Consider the following 18,707-nt stretch of genomic DNA (forward strand, 5'->3'; position numbering starts at 1 on the left):
GGCCACCGGCCGGCCGGTCCACCGCCGGCCACCGCGCGCCGTTCCGACCCCGGGGAGATGCCTTGTTCGTCGACATGCCGCTGGACCAGCTCAGGCGGTACCGGCCCGAGCGCCGGGAACCGGACGGGTTCGACGCCTTCTGGGCCGCGACGCTGGCCGAGACCCGCGAGCACGACCTGAACGCCGTCTTCACCGAGATCGAGACGGACCTGTCCCTGGTGCGCTGCTTCGACGTCCGCTACGCGGGGTTCGGCGGGCACGAGATCAGGGGCTGGCTGCTGGTGCCCGCCTCGGCCACCGGGCCGCTGCCGTGCGTGGTGCAGTACATCGGCTACAACGGCGGGCGCGGCCTGCCGCACGACTGGCTCACCTGGCCCGTGGCCGGATGGGCGATCCTGGTCATGGACTCCCGCGGGCAGGGCGGCGGCTGGCGGACCGGCGACACCCCCGACCCGGTGGGCGGCACCGGGCCGCAGGTCGGCGGCAAGCTCACCCAGGGCGTCCTCTCCCCCGGCGACTACTACTACCGGCGCCTGTACACCGACGGGGTCCGGGCGGTCGAGGCCGCCCGCGCGCACCCGCTGGTGGACGCCTCCCGCGTCGTGGTCTCCGGCGGCAGCCAGGGCGGCGCCCTGGCCATGGCGGTGAGCGCGCTGGTCGGCGACCTGATGTTCGCCTTCATCGACGTGCCGTTCATGTCGCACATCCGGCACGCCGCCGAGATAACCGACGAGGACCCGTACGGCGAGCTCGGCAGGTTCCTCAAGAGCCACCGTCACCGGGTCGAGGAGGTCTTCGCCACCCTCGACCACTTCGACGGCGTGAACTTCGCGGCCCGCAACACCACCCCCGCGCTCTTCTCGGTCGGCCTGCGCGACGGCGTCACCCCCGCGTCCACGGTCTTCGCCGCCTACAACCACTACGCCGGGCCCAAGGACATCCGGGTGTGGGCCTTCAACGGCCACGAGGGAGGCGAGTCCGAGCAGGTCGCCGAGCACCTCCGGACCGCCAGGAAGCTCCTGGCGGGCTGAGCACCCCTCCGCCCCGGCCGGTCCCCACCCGGTCGGCGGACCGGTCCGGCTCCGTTACGGTCCCGGGCCGGTCCGCCGACCGTCACGGGGAACGGGACTCCCCCATACCATAAAAACGTTTTACAGAAAAGAGGCGGACAGGTCTGGAATACCGTCTTTACTGGCGTCGACAACGTTGTTACGTTTTAATGATTGCTCATGAGTTCGGTGAGCATCAAGGAAGTCGCGGCGCGGGCCGGAGTGTCCCCCGGGACCGTCTCCAACGTGCTCAACCGCCCGGAGAAGGTGGCCGCCGCCACCCGGGAACGGGTCGAGGAGGCCATCCGCGAGCTCGGCTTCGTCCGGCACGGTTCGGCCTCCAGCCTGCGCGCAGGGCACAGCCGCACCGTCGGCCTGTCGGTCATCGACATCGGCAACCCGTTCTTCACCGACGTGGCCGCGGGCGTCGAGGAGGTCGCCAGCGAGCGCGGGTACGCGGTGATCCTGGGCAACTCCTCGGGCGACCGCCTCAAGGAGGAGCGCAACCTGCTGGTCTTCGCCGAGCAGCGGGTCCGCGGGGTGCTCATCACCCCCTCCGGCCCGGACCTCACCAGGCTCGGGCAGCTCAAGGAGCGCGGGATCAACGTGGTCCTGGTGGACCACCCGGCCGAGCGCGCCGACCAGTGCTCGGTGGCGGTCAACGACGTCGTCGGCGGCTCGATGGCGGTCGCCCACCTGCTGGAGGCGGACCCCGGCCGGATCGCCTACGTCACCGGCCCCCTCGCCATCCGCCAGTGCGCCGACCGCCTGATCGGCGCCGGGCAGGCGCTGGCCGCCGCGGGCCGCGACCCCGCGCGGGCGCTGGAGGAGATCGAGATGAGCGCGATGAACGCCCGGTCGGGCCAGCAGGCGGCGGAGAAGCTGATCGCCGAGGGGCGGCTGCCCGACGCCGTGTTCTGCGCCAACGACCTGCTGGCCCTGGGCATGCTGCGCGGCCTGCTCCAGGCGGGCGTGCGGGTCCCCGAGGACGTCTCCCTCATCGGCTACGACGACATCGACTTCGCCTCGGCGTCGGCGGTGTCGCTCACCTCGATCCGGCAGCCGACCCACCGGCTCGGCCGGGTCGCCACCGAACTGCTGCTGGACGAGTGCGACAACCCCGCCTCCCACGCCCACCAGCAGATCATGTTCCAGCCCGAGCTGATCGTCCGCGAGTCCACCCGCTGACCTCGGGGCTTGCGTCGTACGGGACCCCCGGCACGGGCCACGGAGCCCGGTCGGAACGGTCTCAGCCGCGCTTGCGGGCCTTCCTGACGGCCTCCCTGGCCGCCTCCTTGGCGGCCTCCCTGACCTCGCGCCTCGCGGTCTCCCTGGCCTCCTTGGCCGCGCGGGCGGCCTCGGCCTTGGCGTCGGCGGCGTACTGGTCGACGTACTCCTGGCCGGAGAGCTCCATCAGCGCGTACATGATCTCGTCGGTGACGGCGCGCAGGACGAGGCGGTCCTCCTCCATCCCGTAGTAGCGGGAGAAGTCGAGCGGCTTGCCGAACTTCACCCCCGGGCGGTGGCCCAGCTTGGGCAGGACGCTGCCGGGGGGCATCATCTCGAAGGTGTTGACCATCGCCCACGGGATGACCGGCACCCGCGCCTCCAGGGCCATCCTGGCCACCCCGGTCTTGCCCTTGTAGAGGCGGCCGTCGTGAGAGCGGGTCCCCTCGGGGTAGATACCGAGCACCTGGCCCTCGGCGAGGATGCGCTTGCCCGTACGCAGCGCCGCCTCGCTGGCCTTCCCGCCGGAACGGTCGATCGGGACGGTACCGACACCGCTGAAGAAGGCCCTGCTCATCAGTCCCTTGACGCCGGAGCCGGTGAAGTAGTCGGACTTACCGAGGGAGATCACCTTGCGCTTGAGGAAGAGCGCGCCGAAGAAGTGGTCGGCGAACGAGAGGTGGTTCCCGGCGAGGATCACGGGACCCTCCCTCGGCACGTGGTCCACGCCCTCCGCCCACGGGCGGAAGATGAGATGGAGCAGGGGCCCGACGACGGCCTTCACCACCCAGTACAACACTCGACACTCCTTCGGTTGCAGGCGGGGACCTGGAGTTATCCTCCCACTTCCGATCGCAGCCACCTACCCCACCGAACCGCCCGAAACGGCCTCTCGCAAAACACGTCCCGGTCGTGCGACGATCGGGCGAACCTCACAAGGAGCCACGATGCCAGTCATGCCCGGTGCGGAGGCGTACCACCATGCGGGAGGACGGATCGGCGTCCTGCTCTGCCACGGATTCACCGGGTCCCCGCAGTCGCTGCGCCCCTGGGGCGAGTACCTGGCGGCGGCGGGCATGACGGTGGCCCTGCCGCGGCTGCCCGGACACGGCACGACCTGGCAGGAGATGAACCGCACCCGCTGGGAGGACTGGTACGCCGAGCTGGACAAGTCCCTGGCGGACCTGCGCGGACGCTGCGACGAGGTCTTCGTCATGGGGCTGTCCCTGGGAGGGTGCATGGCGCTGCGCCTGGCCGAGGTGCACGGGGACGGGATCAAGGGGGTGGTGGTCGTCAATCCCTCGGTGGTCAACGACGTGCCGCTGCTGTGGCTCTCTCCCGTGCTCAAGTTCGTCGTCAACTCGGTACCGGGCGTCGCCGGGGACATCAAGAAGGAGGGGGCGACCGAGCTCGGGTACACGCGCACCCCCGTCAAGGCCGCCGCCGGTCTGCTCCGGCTCTGGAGGCTGACCCGTTCGGAACTCGGCAAGGTCACGCAACCGGTCCTGATTTTTCATAGTCCGCAGGACCATGTTGTGAAACCGGCAAGTGTGCGTATTCTGCGGGAGAGGCTGACCGGAGGGAACCTGAATGTGGTGGAGCTCCCCGACAGCTATCACGTCGCGACCCTCGACAACGATGCGGATCGGATCTTTGCAGGGAGCCTGGAGTTCATCACGACGAACGCGTCTGTACCCTTGCAGAGAGACTGATCGTGAGCGGGGGATGGCGCGGTCTCCGGGAGAAAGTGATCGGCCGATGAACAACGGGCCCAGCTAAGTGACACCTCAAAGCGATGAGGACGAGGTCTGGCGTCAGATCGTCGCGTCCTTCAACGACACCGCCGAGCACGACTCGGCACATCAGCCGTGGCCGGACAGCGAGAACCTGCCGGCAGAGCCTCCGCGACGGGTGATCAGACAGTCGGACGAGGAAGACCTCCTGCGCGAGGACGACCCGGCCGACGGCTCCCCGGGCAGGGCGGGCGAGCCGGCCGGATCGGACGCGCCGGACGACCCCGGTGCCGACGATTCCGCCGGTGAGGACGAGGAGGGCCACTACGTGCCCCCGCCCCCTCCCCCGCTGCCCAAGACCGACGCCACCACCAAGATCGCTTGGCTGGCCCTGTTCGGCGGTCCCGCCTACCTGCTGCTCAGCGCCGCCCTCAGCTGGAACCTCAAGGGCTGGATGCTCTTCACCGCGGTCGCCGCGTTCATCGGCGGGTTCGTGGCCCTGGTGGTCCGCATGGGCGACGGGCCGCCCAACGACTCGGGCTGGGACGACGGCGCGGTCATCTGAGACCGGGCCGGTACGGCCGTCCGGGCGCGGGCCCGCGGGTCAGGACTTGGTGCGCTCCGGGTCGCCGAACCGTTCGATCACGTCGGTGTAGGTGCCGGAGCCGTCGACCACGTGACCGACGGTCCACACGGTGCGGGTGCCCGGCAGGTAGGCCACGGACTGGAGCCTGACCGTCCGGGGAGCGGCGCTCTCGGGACCGCGCAGCGCCTTGACCCGGTGCCCGTCGTAGCGGAGCAGGAACGGCTCCCGCGGACGCTCCAGGTCGACCCCGGACATCCAGAAGTGCCCCTTGCGGTCGCCCGTCACCCCGTACAGCCGGACGTCCCCCTCGGGAAGGGGCACCCGCGACCACTTCCTGCCGTTCCACGACAGGGCCAGCGGGACGGTCCCGCCCGTCTCCCGGGAGACCCCGCCGACCGCCAGGGCCCGCTTCGGCCCGTCGAGGTGGACGTCCCGCAGGTAGCCGCCGGGGATGTCGGGGATCTTGGACGGCTTCCATCGTCCGCCGGACTGCCTCATGACGAGCGGCTCGCCCTCGGCGTCGCCCACCGCCCACCCGTCGCTCTTGCCCGACAGCGCCACCCCGTAGAGCGTCCCCCGGTCGGTGAGCCGGGTGAGCCTCCACTTCGAGGGGGTGCCGGTCACGATCAACGGCGTCCCGTCGCGCCGGCCGACGGCCACCACCCGCCCGGGGACGGCCGCCACCCCGCCCAGCCAGTCGCCCGCGTGCAGCCTGTCGGGGGTGACCCTGTCGAAGGTCCCCCCGTCGCCCTTCGCCACGTACGGCTGGCCGTCGTGCCCCTCGCCGACGGCCCACAGCTCGGTGGCCGAGGCCGCGGCGACGGAACGGAGCAGCCCGGCGCCGGTCGGGTCGTTGCGGATGCCGACCTCGTTCCAGGACGAGCCGTCCCAGTGGGTGATCGCCCCGCGGCTCTGCCAGATGTCCCAGACGCTCTGCTGGCCGACGGCCCACACGCTGGTGGACGAGACACCCGCCACGTCCGAGAGGGAGCCGTCACTGCTCAGGCCCGCGCTGACCGGAGCCTGCCAGGCTTCGGCCTCGGGCGGGCTGACGGGATCGGCGTGTACCGGGAACGTGTGCGAGAACAGCAGGAGCAGGCCTCCCGCGCCGAGAACCAGCGCACGCCGCGGAAGGCGACGGGTCATGTTTCAAATGGTACGGCGCCCGTCCCCTTCCGTGTGCCGGTCTCGGCAGTTGACAGGCCCCGATCCGCGGGCACGTCCCGCCGCCTGCCGGGGAGGTCCCGCTCGCGCACCCCCGAGCTCCGGCGGAAACGCCCTGCTCCGGCGCCTCTCCCGGACTTCTCCGGGCTTCTCCGGGGCTTTCCGGGCGTGGCCGGGAGTGTCCGTCCGGGGCTTCTCCGAGCGTGGCCTGGACCTTCTCTCCGGAGCTTCCCGGGCGTGGCCGGGGCCTCCTGTCCAGGGCTTCCCGGGCGCGGCCGGAGTTCCTGTCCGGAGCCTTCCGGGCGTGGCAGGGGCCTCCTCAGGGAGTCCGGTCCGCCGGGCCTCCCTCGCCCGCCCCGGTGTCCGCCCGGCCCTTCTCCCCCGGCCCGGACGACGTGGCGTCACCGGCCTCGGGTCGCAGCGGGTCCAGCTCGGCGACCACCGGAAGGTGGTCGGTGGCGGCGGCCAGGTCGGCCGGGGCCGCGTCCACCACGCCGCAGGAGAGCACGGACAGGCCCTCCATCGCGAAGATCGCGTCGATCCGCTTGTGCGGGCCCTTGGCCGGGAACGTGAAGCCGTTCCCGCGGGGCGAGACCGGATAGCAGTCGGTCAGCCGCTCGGCCAGGTGGTCCCAGCTGGGCTGGCCGGACTGCTCGTTGATGTCCCCGGCCAGCACCGGGAGCGCGTCGAACCGGTCGGCCACCTCCTGCACGACGGCGACCGCCTCGGCCGCGTGCCGGCGACGGGCCTTCTCGTCGAGGTCCAGGTGGATGGAACCGACCGCGAGCCGCCGTCCCTCCGCCTCGACCACGGCGACGGCGACGGCGCGCCGCTCCAGCGGGAAGAAGGACTCCAGCAGGCGTCCCTCCCCGTGCAGCAGGCGCACCCGCGGTCCGGTCAGCACGGCGACCCCGCCCCGGCGGCGCCCGCAGGCCACGGTCAGCCCGCCGAAGGCCGCCAGCCGCCTGCGCTTGCGGCGCCACAGCAGGAAGCGGGGAGCCTCCTGCACACAGAGCACGTCGGCGTCGAGCGCGGAGACCACACGCTCCAGCGCCGCCAGATCGTCCTTCATGGAACGCACGTTGTAGCTGGCGATCCTCAGCACCACGGTCACCTCACCTCAGGACCCGCCGCGACCCCACGACCTCACGACGGGTACCCCCACGAGGCGCCCCTATACCCACGAACGACGCGAACCTCGCGATTCCACCGGACATGCCCGCGTGCGTCGGCGGGCATGTCCGGCGGAGGTGGCGTCAGCGTCTGCGGGCCAGGTCCGCGGCACCCACCAGGCCGGCCGAGGCGCCGAGCTCGGCGGGGCGGATGTCGGCCAGCGGCCGGTGCCCCCGGCCGCTCAGCTGGGTGGCGAAGGAGTCCCGGGCCTCGTCGATCCACAGGTCCGAGGCGCGCGAGACACCGCCGCCGAGGATGAAGCACCCCGGGTCGAGGACGGCCGCGAGGTCGGCCAGGCCCTGCCCGATCCACCGGCCGATCGAGGCGAACGCGGCCAGCGCGGCCGAATCCCCCTGCCTGGCGGCGTCGGTGATCTCCTGGCCCTCGATCTGGTCGGGGGTCCCGGCGATCTTCAGGAGCGTGGCGGCCCGGCCGGGATCGGCCTCGGCGATGATCCTGGCCTCGTTGACCAGGGCGCTGCCGCTGGCGTACTGCTCCCAGCAGCCGAGGTTGCCGCAGCCGCACGGACGTCCCTCGGGGACCACCTGCATGTGACCGAGCTCGGCGCCCATGCCCCAGCGGCCCCGGTAGAGCGAGCCCTCGAACACCAGGCCGCCGCCGATGCCGGTACCGACGGTCACGCACACCAGGTGGGTCTCACCCCGGCCGGCACCGAACCTGGCCTCCCCCCACGCCATGGCGTTGGCGTCGTTCTCCACGACCACCGGCAGGCCGACCAGGTCGGAGACCTTCTTCTGCAGGGGCTCCTCGCGCCAGGCGAGGTTGGGGGCGAACCGGACGATGGACCGGGTCTCGTCGACGAACCCGGCGGCACCGAGGCCGACGGCCTCGATCTCCCGGTCCTTGGCGAGCTCCAGGACCGCCTCACCGATCGTGTGAGCGACCTGGTCCGGGTTCTCTGCCGGGGTGGGCCGCAGCAGATGCGCGACGATCTGGCCGTCCTCGTCGACCACTCCCGCCGCGATCTTCGTACCGCCGATGTCCACGCCGATGGTCAGCGCCATTGTCCGTTCATCCTCTCCCCCTGGGCTCACCCCAGGTCGATGTGCTCCACGGGGGTTTCCTCGCGTTCGCGCTCCCGTGCCCGATCTCCGGACGCGGGCCTGCTGCCGATCCCGTCGACGGCCGACTTGAAGGCCGCGAACAGCTCGGTCCCGGCCTGCAGGAGGTGGTCGGTGACCGCCCCGCCGGACTCACGCTGCGCCGCCATCGCACGGCAGACCGGGCAGGCGCGGCAGATGTACTCCTCGTGATCGGAGACCGCCTCCTCCCACACGTCCCGCTCCCTGCCTCGGCCGCCCCCGGAGATGGCGCCGCCGATGCCGGTCATCGTGCCCTTGATCAGGTTCTTGCGCAGTTCCCTGGCCGCCTTCTGCCGCAGGGTCTCGAAGAGCTTGAACGCCTCCTCGGCCGCGGCGCCCAGCGGGTCCTTGCCGCCGTCCCCGGCGCGCTCCTCGGTGGCACGTTCGTTCCCGGCGTGCTCGCCCCCGGCCCCGCGGGCATGGACCCGGTCGGCACGATCGGCGCGGTCGGCGCGCACGCGCTCGTCCTCGTTCCGGTCGGCCCGCGTCGGCTCGGCCCGCGTCGACTCGGTACGGGCCGGCTCGGTACGGGCCGGCTCGTCGCGTCCGGCAGGCTCGTCCGAGCCTGGACGGTCGGAGCGCCGGCCGGGCCAGCTCCACGGGATCTGCGCGGCACGCTGCTCCTCGCGGCGGGCCCGCTCGGCGCGCTCGAACCACTCGGCGCGCGCGTCACGCCCGGCCCGCCCGGTCTCCCCGGCTTCCTCGTCCCGCGTGGCTCCCTCGGCCTGCGCGGACTCCTCGGCCTGCGCGTCCTGTTGGGCCTCCTCGGGCCGCCCGGCGCTCTCGGCCTGCCCTCCGGCGTCCTTCACGGCCCGTACGGACTGCCCGGTGCCCTCGACGGCCTCGGCGGTCCCGGGGCTCTCGGCGGTCCCGGGGCTCTCGATGCTCCCGGCGGCCTCGGTGCTCGTGTCCGGGCCGGTGGCCTTGGTCCGGCCCGTGCTCCTGGCCGTTCCGGAGCCCTTGGTTCCGGAAGCCTTGCCCCGCGCGGTGCTCTTCTTCGCCTGCTCGGTGCCGTCGGCCTGCCCCGCGTCCTTCCCGGCCCGCGCGTCCTTCCCGGCCCCCTCGGCCTTTCCGGTGCTCTCGGCCTTTCCGGTGCTCTCGGCCTTTCCGGTGCTCTCGGCCTTTCCGGCGCCTTCAGCGCTCTCGGCCGAGGCGGCGGCCTTGGCCCGCCCGCCGCTCTTGGCCGATCCGGAGCCCTTGCCCCGCCCGGCGCTCTTGGACTGCCCGGTGCTCTTGGACTGCGCGCTGCTCTTGGACTGCGCGGCCTCCTCGGCGGTGCCCTCGGTCCCCTCGGAACCGGCGTCCGGGGTCTTCCCGGCCGGTTCGGCACGCTCGCCCCGCTTGGTGCGCGGATTGGCGCGCGGAGTCTTCCCGGAGCCCTTCGTCCCCGGGGCCGTGTCGGCCCGGACGGCGGGTTCGGGCGTCTCCCCCGTCTCCACCGCCTTCACCGGCGCCTCGGCTCCGGCCGTCCCGGCCTCCCGGGCGTCCGGAGTCGCGGGGGCGGCGGTCGTGCCCCGCTTCCTCGGCGCACGCGGCTTTGCGGGCTTACCAGGTGTAGGCGACGTAGGGGTCTTCTCTTCGTCATTCGTGTTATCGGTCATCAGGCCCTCCCGATTCGAACCGTACCCGGAGAAAGCCATCCCGGAGCGCGGCCTCCCGCACCGGCCTGCGGGCCAGTGCGGCGGGAAGGGCCAGGACGCGGCGGTAGGAACCGGCGTTGACGATCAGCTCGTCGCCCTTGCGCGACAGGTCGACGTCGTCCTTGTCCGCCAGCGGCAGGGCCAGGATCAGCTCGCCCTCGTCGGTGATCCGCAGCGGCGGGTCGACGGTGGGCGGGGCGAAGGGGTCGCTCTCGCCGTACATGGCCTCGGCCACGCCCGCGAGCGCGTCGAGGCCCACCGGCTCGGCCTCCAGGTACGGGACGATCCGCACGGGCAGCGGCGCGAAGGACTCCTCGACCTCGGTCAGGTGGCGGGCCTGGGCGTCCACCCATCGCCGCCGCCACGGATCGGCGCCCTCGGAGGGGAAGACCCGGTTGGCGATCACCGCGTCCACCCGGTAGCCGTACAGGCTGAGGGAGGTGAGGGTACGGCGGGCCTCGGCCAGCACGACGGCCTCGGGGGTGAGCACCAGCCGGACGCTCGCGCCGGGCCCGGTGAGCAGCTCGCGCACCTCCATCAGGCCCCGGTGAAGCCTTTCCCCGGCCCCGATCACGTGGTCCTCGGGCACGCTGACCTGCGCCAGGCGGCGGACCAGCGGGGACAGGGTGCGCAGCAGCCGCCTGCCGACGGGCAGCAGCCGGTTCACGTGCCAGTCGAGGGCCTCGGGCAGGGCGAGCAGCCGCAGCGTCTCCGCGGTCGGGGCGCAGTCGATGACGATGACGTCCCACAGCCCGGTCCGCGCCTGCTCGCGCAGCTCCAGCAGCGCGATGACCTCCTCGGCGCCGGGCAGCACCGTGATCTCCTCGGCGGTCACCTCGTCGAGGCCGAGCTCCGCGAACAGGCCCCTGGCGTAGTCGCGCAGCTCGCCCCACTGGCGCTCCAGCGCCCGCTGGGTGTCGACCTGGTGCAGGGACAGGCCGGGCGCGATCTCGGTGGGCTCCCCGCCGACCCGCACGCCGAGGGCGTCGGCCAGCGAGTGGGCGGTGTCGGTTGAGACCACCAGCGTCTTGAGGCCGGACCGGGCCGCGAGGGTGGCCGTGGCCGCGGCGGCGGTCGTCTTGCCGACCCCGCCCTTGCCGGTGAAGAGCAGGATCCGGCTCACGGCGCCTCCCGCACCCGCGGCACCGGAGGGACCTGCCGGCCCGTCGCCGGTGACGCCGGAACCCGTCCCGGGCCCGTGACCGGCGGGACCGAACCGGTGACCGGCGGGACCGGGCCCGTCCCGGAGCCCGCCGCCGGTGCCGCGCCTGGCCCGGTCATGGGGTCTCGACGCGCTTCTTCAGCCCCTTCAGGGCGGTGTCGATGATGACCTTCTCGGCCTTCCGCTTGATCATGCCGATCATCGGGACCTTGAGGTCGACGGCGAGCTCGTAGGTCACCTCGGTGCCGCCGCCCACCTCGGCGAGGCGGTAGCTCCCGGTGAGCCCGGAGACCATCTTCCCGGCCTCGGCGATGATCCAGTCGACGGACTCGTCCCCGTGCCAGGTGTAGCGGAGGGTGTACTCGTCGTTTATCACGCCCGCGTCGAGGACGAAGCGGACCGTGGCCGGCCGTCCGTCCTCCCCCTCGGACAGGACCCTGGCGGCCTTCACCTGGCCCGCCCATTCGGGGTAGGAGGGGAAGTCGGCGATGACCGCCATGACGGTCGACCGGTCCGCGCCGATCGTGATGCTGGAGGTGGTGCGATCAGCCATGGGCCAACCGTACTGCCTCACGATCGTCCGCGTACGTCCCCGCGACGCCGGGCGCGCCTACCACTCCAGGACGAACGGCGTCCCGCGGCCGCGGAAGTGCCCGACGTTGAGGCACTCGGTCCTGCCGACGCGGACGCGGGAGGCGAGCGGCTGGTGCACGTGGCCGAAGAGGGCGTAGCGCGGCTGGGTCCGCCTGATCGCCTCCAGGGTGGCCTCGCTGCCCCGCTCGAAGCGCCGCGCCACCACGTCGTAGAGCAACTGGGGAACGGCCGGCGGGATGTGGCAGCAGAGCACGTCCACCTCGCCGACGGCCTCGACCTTGCGCGCGTACTCCTCGTCGTCGATCTCGTAGGGGGTGCGGTACCGCGTGCGCAGGCCGCCGCCGACGAAGCCGAAGCGCAGGCCGCCGATCTCCACGGTCTCGCCGTCGAGGACCCGGTGGCCCTCGCGGACGTACTCGGGCCACAGCAGCGGCAGGTCCACGTTGCCGTAGGTCATGTAGGCGGGCACCGGCATCGCGGCGAAGATCTCGTCGTACTGGCGGCGGACGGAGCGCTCGATGTGCTCGCGCGGGTCGCCCTCCAGCGACGCCCACAGCTCCGAGGACATCGCCCGTGCCTCGTCGAACCGTTTGGCCGTCCGCAGCCCGATGAACTCCGCGGCCCGCTCGGCCCCGAACAGCTCGGCGAAGATGCCCTTGGAGTGGTCCTGGTAGTCGACGAACAGGATCAGGTCGCCCAGGCAGATCAGCGCGTCGGCGCCGTCCCCGGCGCGGGCCAGCGCGTCGGCTCTTCCGTGCACGTCGCTGACGACATGAACCCGCATGCCCGCCATCCTAACTACCGCCAAATACCGACACGCCTGGCGAACACCACCGTTCCGGGGCCGCGGTGCGGCCCTCTTCCGGGAGTCCGGGGGCTTGGTACGGTGAAATTCCTGTGATAACGCCTGGATGACGAATTTACCGGTGCGTAACTTATCGCGATAACTTCCAGGCAGCCCATCGATCCGTGCGTCCCCGGGAGTGATCCGTGCGCGAGTACAGCGTCCCCGTGCTGGTGGATGTCCCCTCCTCCGCCAACCTGACCGACACGGTGTTCCGTCGCGCCGAACAGGAGCCGGGCGCGGTCGTGCTGCGCCGCAAGCTCGGTGAAGACTGGTCCGCCGTCACCGCCGGAGAGTTCCGCGACCAGGTCGCCGGGGTGGCCAAGGGCCTGATCGCGGCCGGTGTCGAGCCCGGCGACCGCGTCGCCCTGATGTCGCGCACCCGCTACGAGTGGACCGTCGTCGACTACGCGATCTGGTCCGCGGGCGCGGTCAGCGTGCCGATCTACGAGTCCTCCTCGGCCGACCAGGTCTCCTGGATCATCTCCGACAGCGGCGCGAAGGCCGTCTTCGTGGAGCTGGACGCGCACGAGGCGACCGTCCGCGAGGGCGCGTCCGAGCTGCCGGGCCTCAAGGACGTCTGGCTCATCGAGGGCGGCGCGCTGGAGGAGCTCACCGCGCGCGGCGCCGAGGTCTCCGACGACACGCTCACCGAGCGCAGGACCGCGCGCCAGGGCGCCGACCTGGCCACCGTCGTCTACACCTCGGGCACCACCGGCAGGCCGAAGGGCTGCCGGCTGACCCACGACAACCTGCTGTTCACCGCCAGGAACGTCGCAGGCGGCCCGCTGGAACGGCTCTTCACCGTGGACGGCAGGTCGGCGCTGCTCTTCCTGCCCCTGGCGCACGTCTTCGCCCGCATCATCGAGGTCGTGCTGGTCGAGACGGGCACGCTGCTGGCGCACACCCCCACGATGAAGAACGTCGGCCCCGACCTGCAGGGCTTCCGGCCCACCTTCCTGCTGGGCGTGCCCCGCGTGTTCGAGAAGGTCTACAACACGGCCGAGCAGAAGGCCACCGCCGAGGGCAAGGCGAAGATCTTCCGCGCCGCGGCCGACACGGCCGTCGCCTGGAGCAGGGCGGAGTCCACCGGCGGCGCGGGGCTGGCCCTGCGGCTGAGGCACCGGGTGTTCGACAGGCTCGTCTACCGCAAGCTCCGCGCCGCCACCGGGGGCAGCCTCTGGGCCGCGGTGTCCGGCGGCTCGGCCCTGGGAGAGCGGCTGGGCCACTTCTTCCGCGGTGTGGGCATCGAGGTCCTGGAGGGCTGGGGCCTGACCGAGACCTCCGCGCCGTCCTCGGTCAACATCCCGGGGGCCAACAAGATCGGTACGGTCGGCAAGCCCTTCCCCGGGGTCACCATCGGCATCGGCGAGGACGGCGAGGTGCTGGTCAAGGGCCGGCACGTCTTCGACGGCTACTGGAACAACGACGAGGCCACCGCCGAGGTGATCGACGAGGCCGGCTGGTTCCACACCGGTGACATCGGCGAGCTCGACCCGGACGGCTACCTCAGCATCACCGGCCGCAAGAAGGAGCTCATCGTCACCGCCGCGGGCAAGAACGTGGCGCCGGGCCCGCTGGAGGACCGCATCCGAGCCCACCCGCTGGTCAGCCAGGCGATGGTGGTGGGCGACGACCGGCCGTTCGTCGCGGCGCTCGTCACGCTCGACGTCGAGGCCCTGGAGCAGTGGAAGACCGCCAACGGCAGGACCGGCGCGGACCTCGCCGCCCTCAGCTCCGACCCGGAGATCGTCGCCGAGGTGCAGAAGGCCGTGGACGACGCCAACAGGACGGTCTCCAGGGCCGAGCAGATCAAGAAGTTCACCGTGCTCGACGTCGACATCAGCGAGGAGAGCGGGCACCTCACCCCGACCCTGAAGGTCAAGCGCGGCGTGGTCATGCGCGACTTCGCCGAGCGGGTGAACGCCCTCTACCGCTAGCACGTGCCGTCCGCCCGTCCGTCCGAGGGGCGGGGAACACCGGGGCGGGGCACGCGGAACGCGGGGAAGGCGAAAGCGGACGCGGGGAACGGCCGGGGGCGGTGGCCCGCGGGCACGGTCCCCGCGGGCACCGCTGTTACGTTCGCACCGTGAGCGACAACGAACTGGGACTGTTCCTGCGCGTCCGCCGCGAAGCGGTGTCACCCTCCGAGATCGGGCTGCCGACCGGCCCCCGGCGCCGCACGCCGGGCCTGCGCCGGGCCGAGCTGGCCACGCTGTCCGGGGTCAGCGTCGAGTACCTGACCCGCCTGGAGCAGGGACGCGACCGGCGGCCGTCCGTGCAGGTGCTCTCCGCCCTCGCCGACGCGCTGCGGCTGACCACGATCGAACGCGTCCACCTGCACCGTCTCGGCAAGACGGCCGAGGGCGGCTTCGGCTGCGTGGACGCGCCGGTGCCGCCCCGCGTGACGCGCCCCGCCGTACGGGCGCTGCTCGACCGCCTGGAACCGGCCCCCGCGGTGCTGCTCAACCGGCTGAGCGAGGTCCTGGCCTGCACGGCCGGGTACCGGCGGCTGGCCGGACCGGCCGGGCTGCTGGACGGCGATCCGCCGAACCTCGCCCGCTTCGTGTTCACCGACGAGCGGGCGCGGGCCGTCTACCCCGACTGGGACGAGGTCGCCGACGAGCAGGTCGCCGCCCTCAAGCAGGGGGCGTTCCGGACGGACCCGCACCTGGTGCTGCTCGCCGACGAGCTGGCCGTCACCGCCGGGACCGCCTTCACCGGGCGCGTGGAGACCCTGCCCGGCCTGCCCCGGGCGAGCGGCGTGCTGCGGATGCTCCACCCCGAGACGGGCGAGCTGCGCCTGGCGTACGAGACCCTGGAGCTGCCCGCCGACGACGACCAGCGCCTCGTCGTCCACCTGCCCGCCGACGACGCCACCTCCGCGGCGCTCGACCGTCTCACCGGCCACCCCGTCGGTGACCCCGTCGGTGACCCCGGGGACGCCCGTCCCGGCGGCCCGGCCGCGTCCCGCGCCGGTCGCCCCGCCGGTCTTTCGGAGGGCGCGGAGCGGGGTTAGGGGGTCTGCGCGGGCTCCAGCAGGCGGGCGAAGCGGGCCGCGGCACGTTCCCAGCTCCACTCGCGCGCGACCCACTCGCGCCCCCGTTCCCCCATGGCCCGCGCGCCGGCCGGGTCCTTGAGCAGGCCGGTCAGGGCCGCGGCGACCTCGTCCGGACGGGTCCCGTCGACCACCAGCCCGGTCTCCCCGTTCAGCACGGCGTCGGGGGCGCCGCCCGAGGAGCCCGCCACCACCGGCAGCCCGGTGGCGGACGCCTCCAGGTAGACGATGCCGAGCCCTTCGACGTCCACGCCGCCCAGGCGGGTGCGGCACGGCATGGCGAACACGTCTCCCGCGGCGAGGTGGCCGGGCAGCGCGGACTCCGGCACCGGGCCGACGATCCGGACCGCGCCGCCCAGCGGCCGGGCGAGCCGTTCCAGCGTCCTGCGGTACGGGCCGCCACCGATGATCAGGAGCACCGCGTCGGGGACGTCCCGCAGCACCGTGGGCCAGGCCCGCAGGAGCGTGTCCTGGCCCTTGCGCGGCACCAGCCTGGACAGGCAGACCACCGTCGGCCGGTCCCCCAGGCCCAGTTCGGCGCGGATCCGCTCCCCCCCGGCGCCGGGGTGGAACGTCCCGGTGTCGACGCCGGGCGCCAGCCGCACCAGCCTGCCCTCGGGGACCAGCCCGGCCAGCCGGCGCCGGGTGTACTCCCCCAGGTAGGTGACCGCGTCGGCCTCCGCGCCGATCCTGGCGAGGATCCCGCGGGCCAGCGGGATCCCGGCCCATCCCGCCTCGTGGCCGTGGGTGAGCATGACCACGCGGCGTGCCCCGGCCTCGCGCATCCTCGGCGCGAGCAGGCCCAGCGGCGCCGCCGCCCCGAAGACCACGGTGTCGCAGCCGAACCGGGCGACCAGGGCGGCGGCCCGGCGGGCCACCGCGGGCGAGGGCAGCATCAGCGACCCCGGGTGCCGCACCACCGGGTACGGCCGGCGCCGGTCGAAGGCGTCACCGCCGGGCCAGGCCGGGGCGTACACGACGACCGAGCCGGGCGGGCGGCGGGCCACGAGGCCGTGCACGAAGGACTGGATCCCTCCCGCGCGGGGCGGGAAGTCGTTCGTGACGACCAGGGTCCGGCTCACGGCTCGGGGAGACCGTTCAGCCGGGCCCAGGAGCGGGCCGCGGCGATGCGCTGCGGCGCCGCGGGGTGCGAGGCGTAGAGCAGGTGTTCGAGGGGGTCGGGCGACAGGTCCGAGACGTTGGTGGCGGCCAGGCGCCGCTGCATGGCGACGAACGTCGCCGGGTCGCGGGTCAGGTCCAGCGCGTGCACGTCGGCGCGGGCCTCGACCTGCCTGCTCACCACGTTCTGGGCCGGTCCCGACAGGACCGTGGCCAGGCTCACCAGCCCCATGATCAGGCCCGTGGCCCGCGGGTCGCCGAGGGCGGGCACCCCGGCCCGCCGCCGCAGGCCCGGCGCCGAGGCGACCGCGTACAGCAGGCACGCCCCGCAGGCCGCGCCCAGGCCGCCGACGAGCGTTCCCCAGAGCACGTCGCCCGCCTCGGCGTGGCCCAGCTCGTGCGCGACCACCAGCTCGACCTCGTCGGCGGGGGCCCGCAGCAGCGTGTCGTAGACGACGATCCTGCGGGTGGCGCCGAAGCCGGAGACGTAGGCGTTGAGCGCGGTGGTCCGCCGCGAGGCGTCGGCGACGAGCACGTCCTCCACGGGCACGCCGTCCCTGGCGGCCATGGCGAGCAGGTCGTCGCGCAGCTTCCCGGCCTCCATCGGCCTGAAGTCGTTGAAGATCGGCTCGATGAGCACCGGGTAGGCGAAGGACGCGCCCAGCGTCAGCGCGAACACCCCGGCCGAGGCCGGGATCCACCAGCGCCGGTAGCGCCGCGCCAGCGCGACCACCGCCAGGACCATGATCGCGGTCAGTGCCGTGCCGACGCCCGCGCTCTTGACCCGGTCGGCCGACCACGCGGGCCACTGCTGGGTGGACAGCCCGTACTCGCGCAGGTAGGTCTCCGACCACATCCCCAGCGGCCAGCGCAGGGCCGCCACCGCGGCCGAGATCACCAGCACGCCGAGCAGCACGCGCAGCCACCAGGGGCCCCGCAGCCGGTCGGCCAGCCGGGCGCCCAGCGGCGTGGCCACCAGCACCCCGGCCACGACCAGCGTCAGGCCCAGCGACAGGTACGCGGGAACGCTGACCAGCGCGTCGAACGCCTGGGAGCGGGCGATCTGCTCGGCGGTGAAGTCCCGCTCCGGGGAGGGGGCGACCTCGGGCGCCGCCGCGGGCAGGGCCCGCCAGGGCGTGGTGAACGCCACGACCGCCAGGGTGAGCGCGCCCAGGGCGGCCAGCGCCCACCCCGCCGACCGCGTGCCCGAGGGCGCGTCCGTCGTGCTCAGCGTCATCGCAGTTCCCTCCGGAGGTACTCGCGCCAGGCCCGGGTGAACTCGGCCGCCGACAGGCCGAGCGTGCTCCCGACATCGCTACCGTAGAGCCTCACCAACGCCTTCTCCCCGAAGCGCTCCGCGACGAGGCGGCAGGCAAGCCACGCCTCCTCGTAGGCCTGCGCGAGCCTCGGGGCGCCCGGGGCGAAATCGGCCGGTCCGGGGAGGCGGGCGGGCAGGGTCCCGGCGCGCACCTCCGCGGCCAGCTCGGCGGCGACCGTCCGCACGGCGATCCCGGCGTCGCGGTACCCGGCGTAGTCCGCGAAACCCTCCGAGAGCCACATCGGCACCCGGCCGCCGCGGGTGGCGCCGGTGGCCACGTGGGTGAGCTCGTGCGTGATCACCACGTCCCTGCCGGTCGCGGTGAGCCGGGCGTAGCCGGACGGCAGGACGATCACCCGGTCCGCGGTGGCCAGGGCGGCCAGGCCGCGGGTGCTTCCCGCCCCGGCGAGGGCGGCGGCCTCGGCGTCGGTGGCGGGGTGGAGGACCAGGGCCCGGACCGGTCCCCAGATCTCCGCGACGGTGCGCCGGGCCCGGTCGGCCGTGGCCGCCAGGTCCCGCAGGGCGGCGTGCGGCACGCGGTGGCCGACCACCACGGAGTGCCGGCCCCGCACGACGGTCGCGCCGTCCGGCCAGAGGCCGGCGGGGACATCGGGAACATCGGGAACATCGGGGACGCCGGGAACACCGGAGACCCCGGGAGGTCCGGGGACGGCGGGAGTGCGGCGGCCGGCGAGGGTGCCGAGGGAGTCCGGGACGCCGGGGAGGCCGTGCCGGCCGGCCGGGAGGGGTCCGGCCCCGGTGAGCGGGCCGGCGCTCAGCAGCGCCAGCATCCCGGCGAGCACGGCGCGGCGGCCTCGCGGGACGGATCCGCCCGGGTGGGACCCGTTCGGGACGGACATGTGAGCCGATGGTAGCCGACCGGACGGCAGCGGTCCCGTCCCCGCGGTGCGGGGACGGGACCGCTGTCACCGTTCGG

17 protein-coding genes are annotated in these 18,707 nt (G+C 73.4%); 6 read left to right on the top strand and 11 right to left on the bottom strand.

What is annotated here, in order from left to right:
• The first annotated feature begins 62 nt into the window (after positions 1-62).
• Both ACIBCT_RS27550 and ACIBCT_RS27555 read left to right on the top strand, forming a co-directional pair.
• Positions 63-1,031 (top strand): acetylxylan esterase, encoded by a 969-nt coding sequence (locus ACIBCT_RS27550; RefSeq protein WP_399193340.1) that lies wholly within the window; start codon positions 63-65, stop codon positions 1,029-1,031.
• Positions 1,032-1,229: 198 nt separating this feature from the next.
• Positions 1,230-2,237 (top strand): LacI family DNA-binding transcriptional regulator, encoded by a 1,008-nt coding sequence (locus ACIBCT_RS27555; protein WP_399193341.1) that lies wholly within the window; start codon positions 1,230-1,232, stop codon positions 2,235-2,237.
• A gap of 61 nt (positions 2,238-2,298) precedes the next feature.
• Here ACIBCT_RS27555 and ACIBCT_RS27560 read toward each other — a convergent pair whose 3' ends face one another.
• On the bottom strand, positions 2,299-3,075 hold the full coding sequence (locus tag ACIBCT_RS27560) for a lysophospholipid acyltransferase family protein (protein WP_399193343.1): 777 nt from the start codon (positions 3,073-3,075) through the stop codon (positions 2,299-2,301).
• 148 nt (positions 3,076-3,223) lie between these two features.
• Between ACIBCT_RS27560 and ACIBCT_RS27565 the strand changes: the two genes are divergently transcribed.
• On the top strand, positions 3,224-3,988 hold the full coding sequence (locus ACIBCT_RS27565; RefSeq protein WP_399193345.1) for an alpha/beta hydrolase: 765 nt from the start codon (positions 3,224-3,226) through the stop codon (positions 3,986-3,988).
• Between the two features lie 67 nt (positions 3,989-4,055).
• Positions 4,056-4,574 carry a hypothetical protein gene (locus ACIBCT_RS27570; protein ID WP_399193348.1) on the top strand — a complete coding sequence of 173 codons (519 nt, stop codon included), beginning with the start codon at positions 4,056-4,058 and terminating at the stop codon, positions 4,572-4,574.
• A gap of 39 nt (positions 4,575-4,613) precedes the next feature.
• Here ACIBCT_RS27570 and ACIBCT_RS27575 read toward each other — a convergent pair whose 3' ends face one another.
• The 7 genes from ACIBCT_RS27575 to ACIBCT_RS27605 all read right to left on the bottom strand — a co-directional run bounded on the left by ACIBCT_RS27575 (position 4,614) and on the right by ACIBCT_RS27605 (position 12,215).
• A complete protein-coding gene (locus tag ACIBCT_RS27575; RefSeq protein ID WP_399193350.1) occupies positions 4,614-5,741 on the bottom strand; it encodes a hypothetical protein in 1,128 nt (375 codons plus the stop codon).
• 337 nt (positions 5,742-6,078) lie between these two features.
• Entirely contained in the window at positions 6,079-6,873 is a 795-nt protein-coding gene (locus tag ACIBCT_RS27580; RefSeq protein ID WP_399193352.1) for an endonuclease/exonuclease/phosphatase family protein, read from the bottom strand.
• A 142-nt stretch (positions 6,874-7,015) separates the two neighbouring features.
• Complete coding sequence (locus tag ACIBCT_RS27585; protein WP_344896434.1) at positions 7,016-7,957, bottom strand: ROK family glucokinase; 942 nt, start codon at positions 7,955-7,957, stop codon at positions 7,016-7,018.
• Between the two features lie 26 nt (positions 7,958-7,983).
• Positions 7,984-9,483 carry a hypothetical protein gene (locus tag ACIBCT_RS27590; RefSeq protein WP_399193354.1) on the bottom strand — a complete coding sequence of 500 codons (1,500 nt, stop codon included), beginning with the start codon at positions 9,481-9,483 and terminating at the stop codon, positions 7,984-7,986.
• 142 nt (positions 9,484-9,625) lie between these two features.
• The gene (locus ACIBCT_RS27595; protein ID WP_399193356.1) at positions 9,626-10,798 is read right to left on the bottom strand and encodes an ArsA family ATPase; all 1,173 of its coding nucleotides are present in this window, start codon (positions 10,796-10,798) and stop codon (positions 9,626-9,628) included.
• Positions 10,799-10,952: 154 nt separating this feature from the next.
• Positions 10,953-11,390 (bottom strand): SRPBCC family protein, encoded by a 438-nt coding sequence (locus ACIBCT_RS27600; RefSeq protein WP_399193358.1) that lies wholly within the window; start codon positions 11,388-11,390, stop codon positions 10,953-10,955.
• Positions 11,391-11,447: 57 nt separating this feature from the next.
• Positions 11,448-12,215, bottom strand: coding sequence for a metallophosphoesterase (locus ACIBCT_RS27605; protein ID WP_399193360.1), 768 nt, complete (start codon positions 12,213-12,215; stop codon positions 11,448-11,450).
• A gap of 206 nt (positions 12,216-12,421) precedes the next feature.
• On the opposite strand from ACIBCT_RS27605, the gene ACIBCT_RS27610 reads away from it, so the two are divergent.
• Positions 12,422-14,215: an AMP-dependent synthetase/ligase gene (locus tag ACIBCT_RS27610; RefSeq protein ID WP_399193362.1), complete on the top strand. Its 1,794-nt coding sequence runs from the start codon at positions 12,422-12,424 to the stop codon at positions 14,213-14,215.
• Positions 14,216-14,364: 149 nt separating this feature from the next.
• A complete protein-coding gene (locus tag ACIBCT_RS27615; RefSeq protein WP_399193364.1) occupies positions 14,365-15,294 on the top strand; it encodes a helix-turn-helix domain-containing protein in 930 nt (309 codons plus the stop codon).
• Here the strand turns inward: ACIBCT_RS27615 and ACIBCT_RS27620 are convergent.
• The 3 genes from ACIBCT_RS27620 to ACIBCT_RS27630 are packed head-to-tail and all read right to left on the bottom strand — an operon-like array spanning position 15,291 to position 18,630.
• On the bottom strand, positions 15,291-16,415 hold the full coding sequence (locus tag ACIBCT_RS27620) for a glycosyltransferase family 4 protein (RefSeq protein ID WP_399193366.1): 1,125 nt from the start codon (positions 16,413-16,415) through the stop codon (positions 15,291-15,293). The genes ACIBCT_RS27615 and ACIBCT_RS27620 overlap by 4 nt on opposite strands.
• Positions 16,412-17,689 carry a M48 family metallopeptidase gene (locus tag ACIBCT_RS27625; RefSeq protein ID WP_399193368.1) on the bottom strand — a complete coding sequence of 426 codons (1,278 nt, stop codon included), beginning with the start codon at positions 17,687-17,689 and terminating at the stop codon, positions 16,412-16,414. The genes ACIBCT_RS27620 and ACIBCT_RS27625 overlap by 4 nt, the downstream gene beginning before the upstream one ends.
• Positions 17,686-18,630 (bottom strand): hypothetical protein, encoded by a 945-nt coding sequence (locus tag ACIBCT_RS27630; protein ID WP_399193370.1) that lies wholly within the window; start codon positions 18,628-18,630, stop codon positions 17,686-17,688. The genes ACIBCT_RS27625 and ACIBCT_RS27630 overlap by 4 nt, the downstream gene beginning before the upstream one ends.
• Positions 18,631-18,707: the final 77 nt, after the last annotated feature.

Source organism: Streptosporangium sp. NPDC050855, from assembly GCF_044456585.1.
In the GTDB taxonomy this organism is placed as follows: domain Bacteria; phylum Actinomycetota; class Actinomycetes; order Streptosporangiales; family Streptosporangiaceae; genus Streptosporangium; species Streptosporangium longisporum.

Excerpts from the sequence above, each read along its gene's own strand:
- ACIBCT_RS27555 (WP_399193341.1), top strand. The coding sequence starts at position 1,230 with ATGAGTTCGGTGAGCATCAAGGAAGTCGCGGCGCGGGCCGGAGTGTCC.
- ACIBCT_RS27565 (WP_399193345.1), top strand. The coding sequence starts at position 3,224 with ATGCCAGTCATGCCCGGTGCGGAGGCGTACCACCATGCGGGAGGACGG.
- ACIBCT_RS27575 (WP_399193350.1), bottom strand. The coding sequence starts at position 5,741 with ATGACCCGTCGCCTTCCGCGGCGTGCGCTGGTTCTCGGCGCGGGAGGC.
- ACIBCT_RS27585 (WP_344896434.1), bottom strand. The coding sequence starts at position 7,957 with ATGGCGCTGACCATCGGCGTGGACATCGGCGGTACGAAGATCGCGGCG.
- ACIBCT_RS27600 (WP_399193358.1), bottom strand. The coding sequence starts at position 11,390 with ATGGCTGATCGCACCACCTCCAGCATCACGATCGGCGCGGACCGGTCG.
- ACIBCT_RS27605 (WP_399193360.1), bottom strand. The coding sequence starts at position 12,215 with ATGCGGGTTCATGTCGTCAGCGACGTGCACGGAAGAGCCGACGCGCTG.
- ACIBCT_RS27625 (WP_399193368.1), bottom strand. The coding sequence starts at position 17,689 with ATGACGCTGAGCACGACGGACGCGCCCTCGGGCACGCGGTCGGCGGGG.
- ACIBCT_RS27630 (WP_399193370.1), bottom strand. The coding sequence starts at position 18,630 with ATGTCCGTCCCGAACGGGTCCCACCCGGGCGGATCCGTCCCGCGAGGC.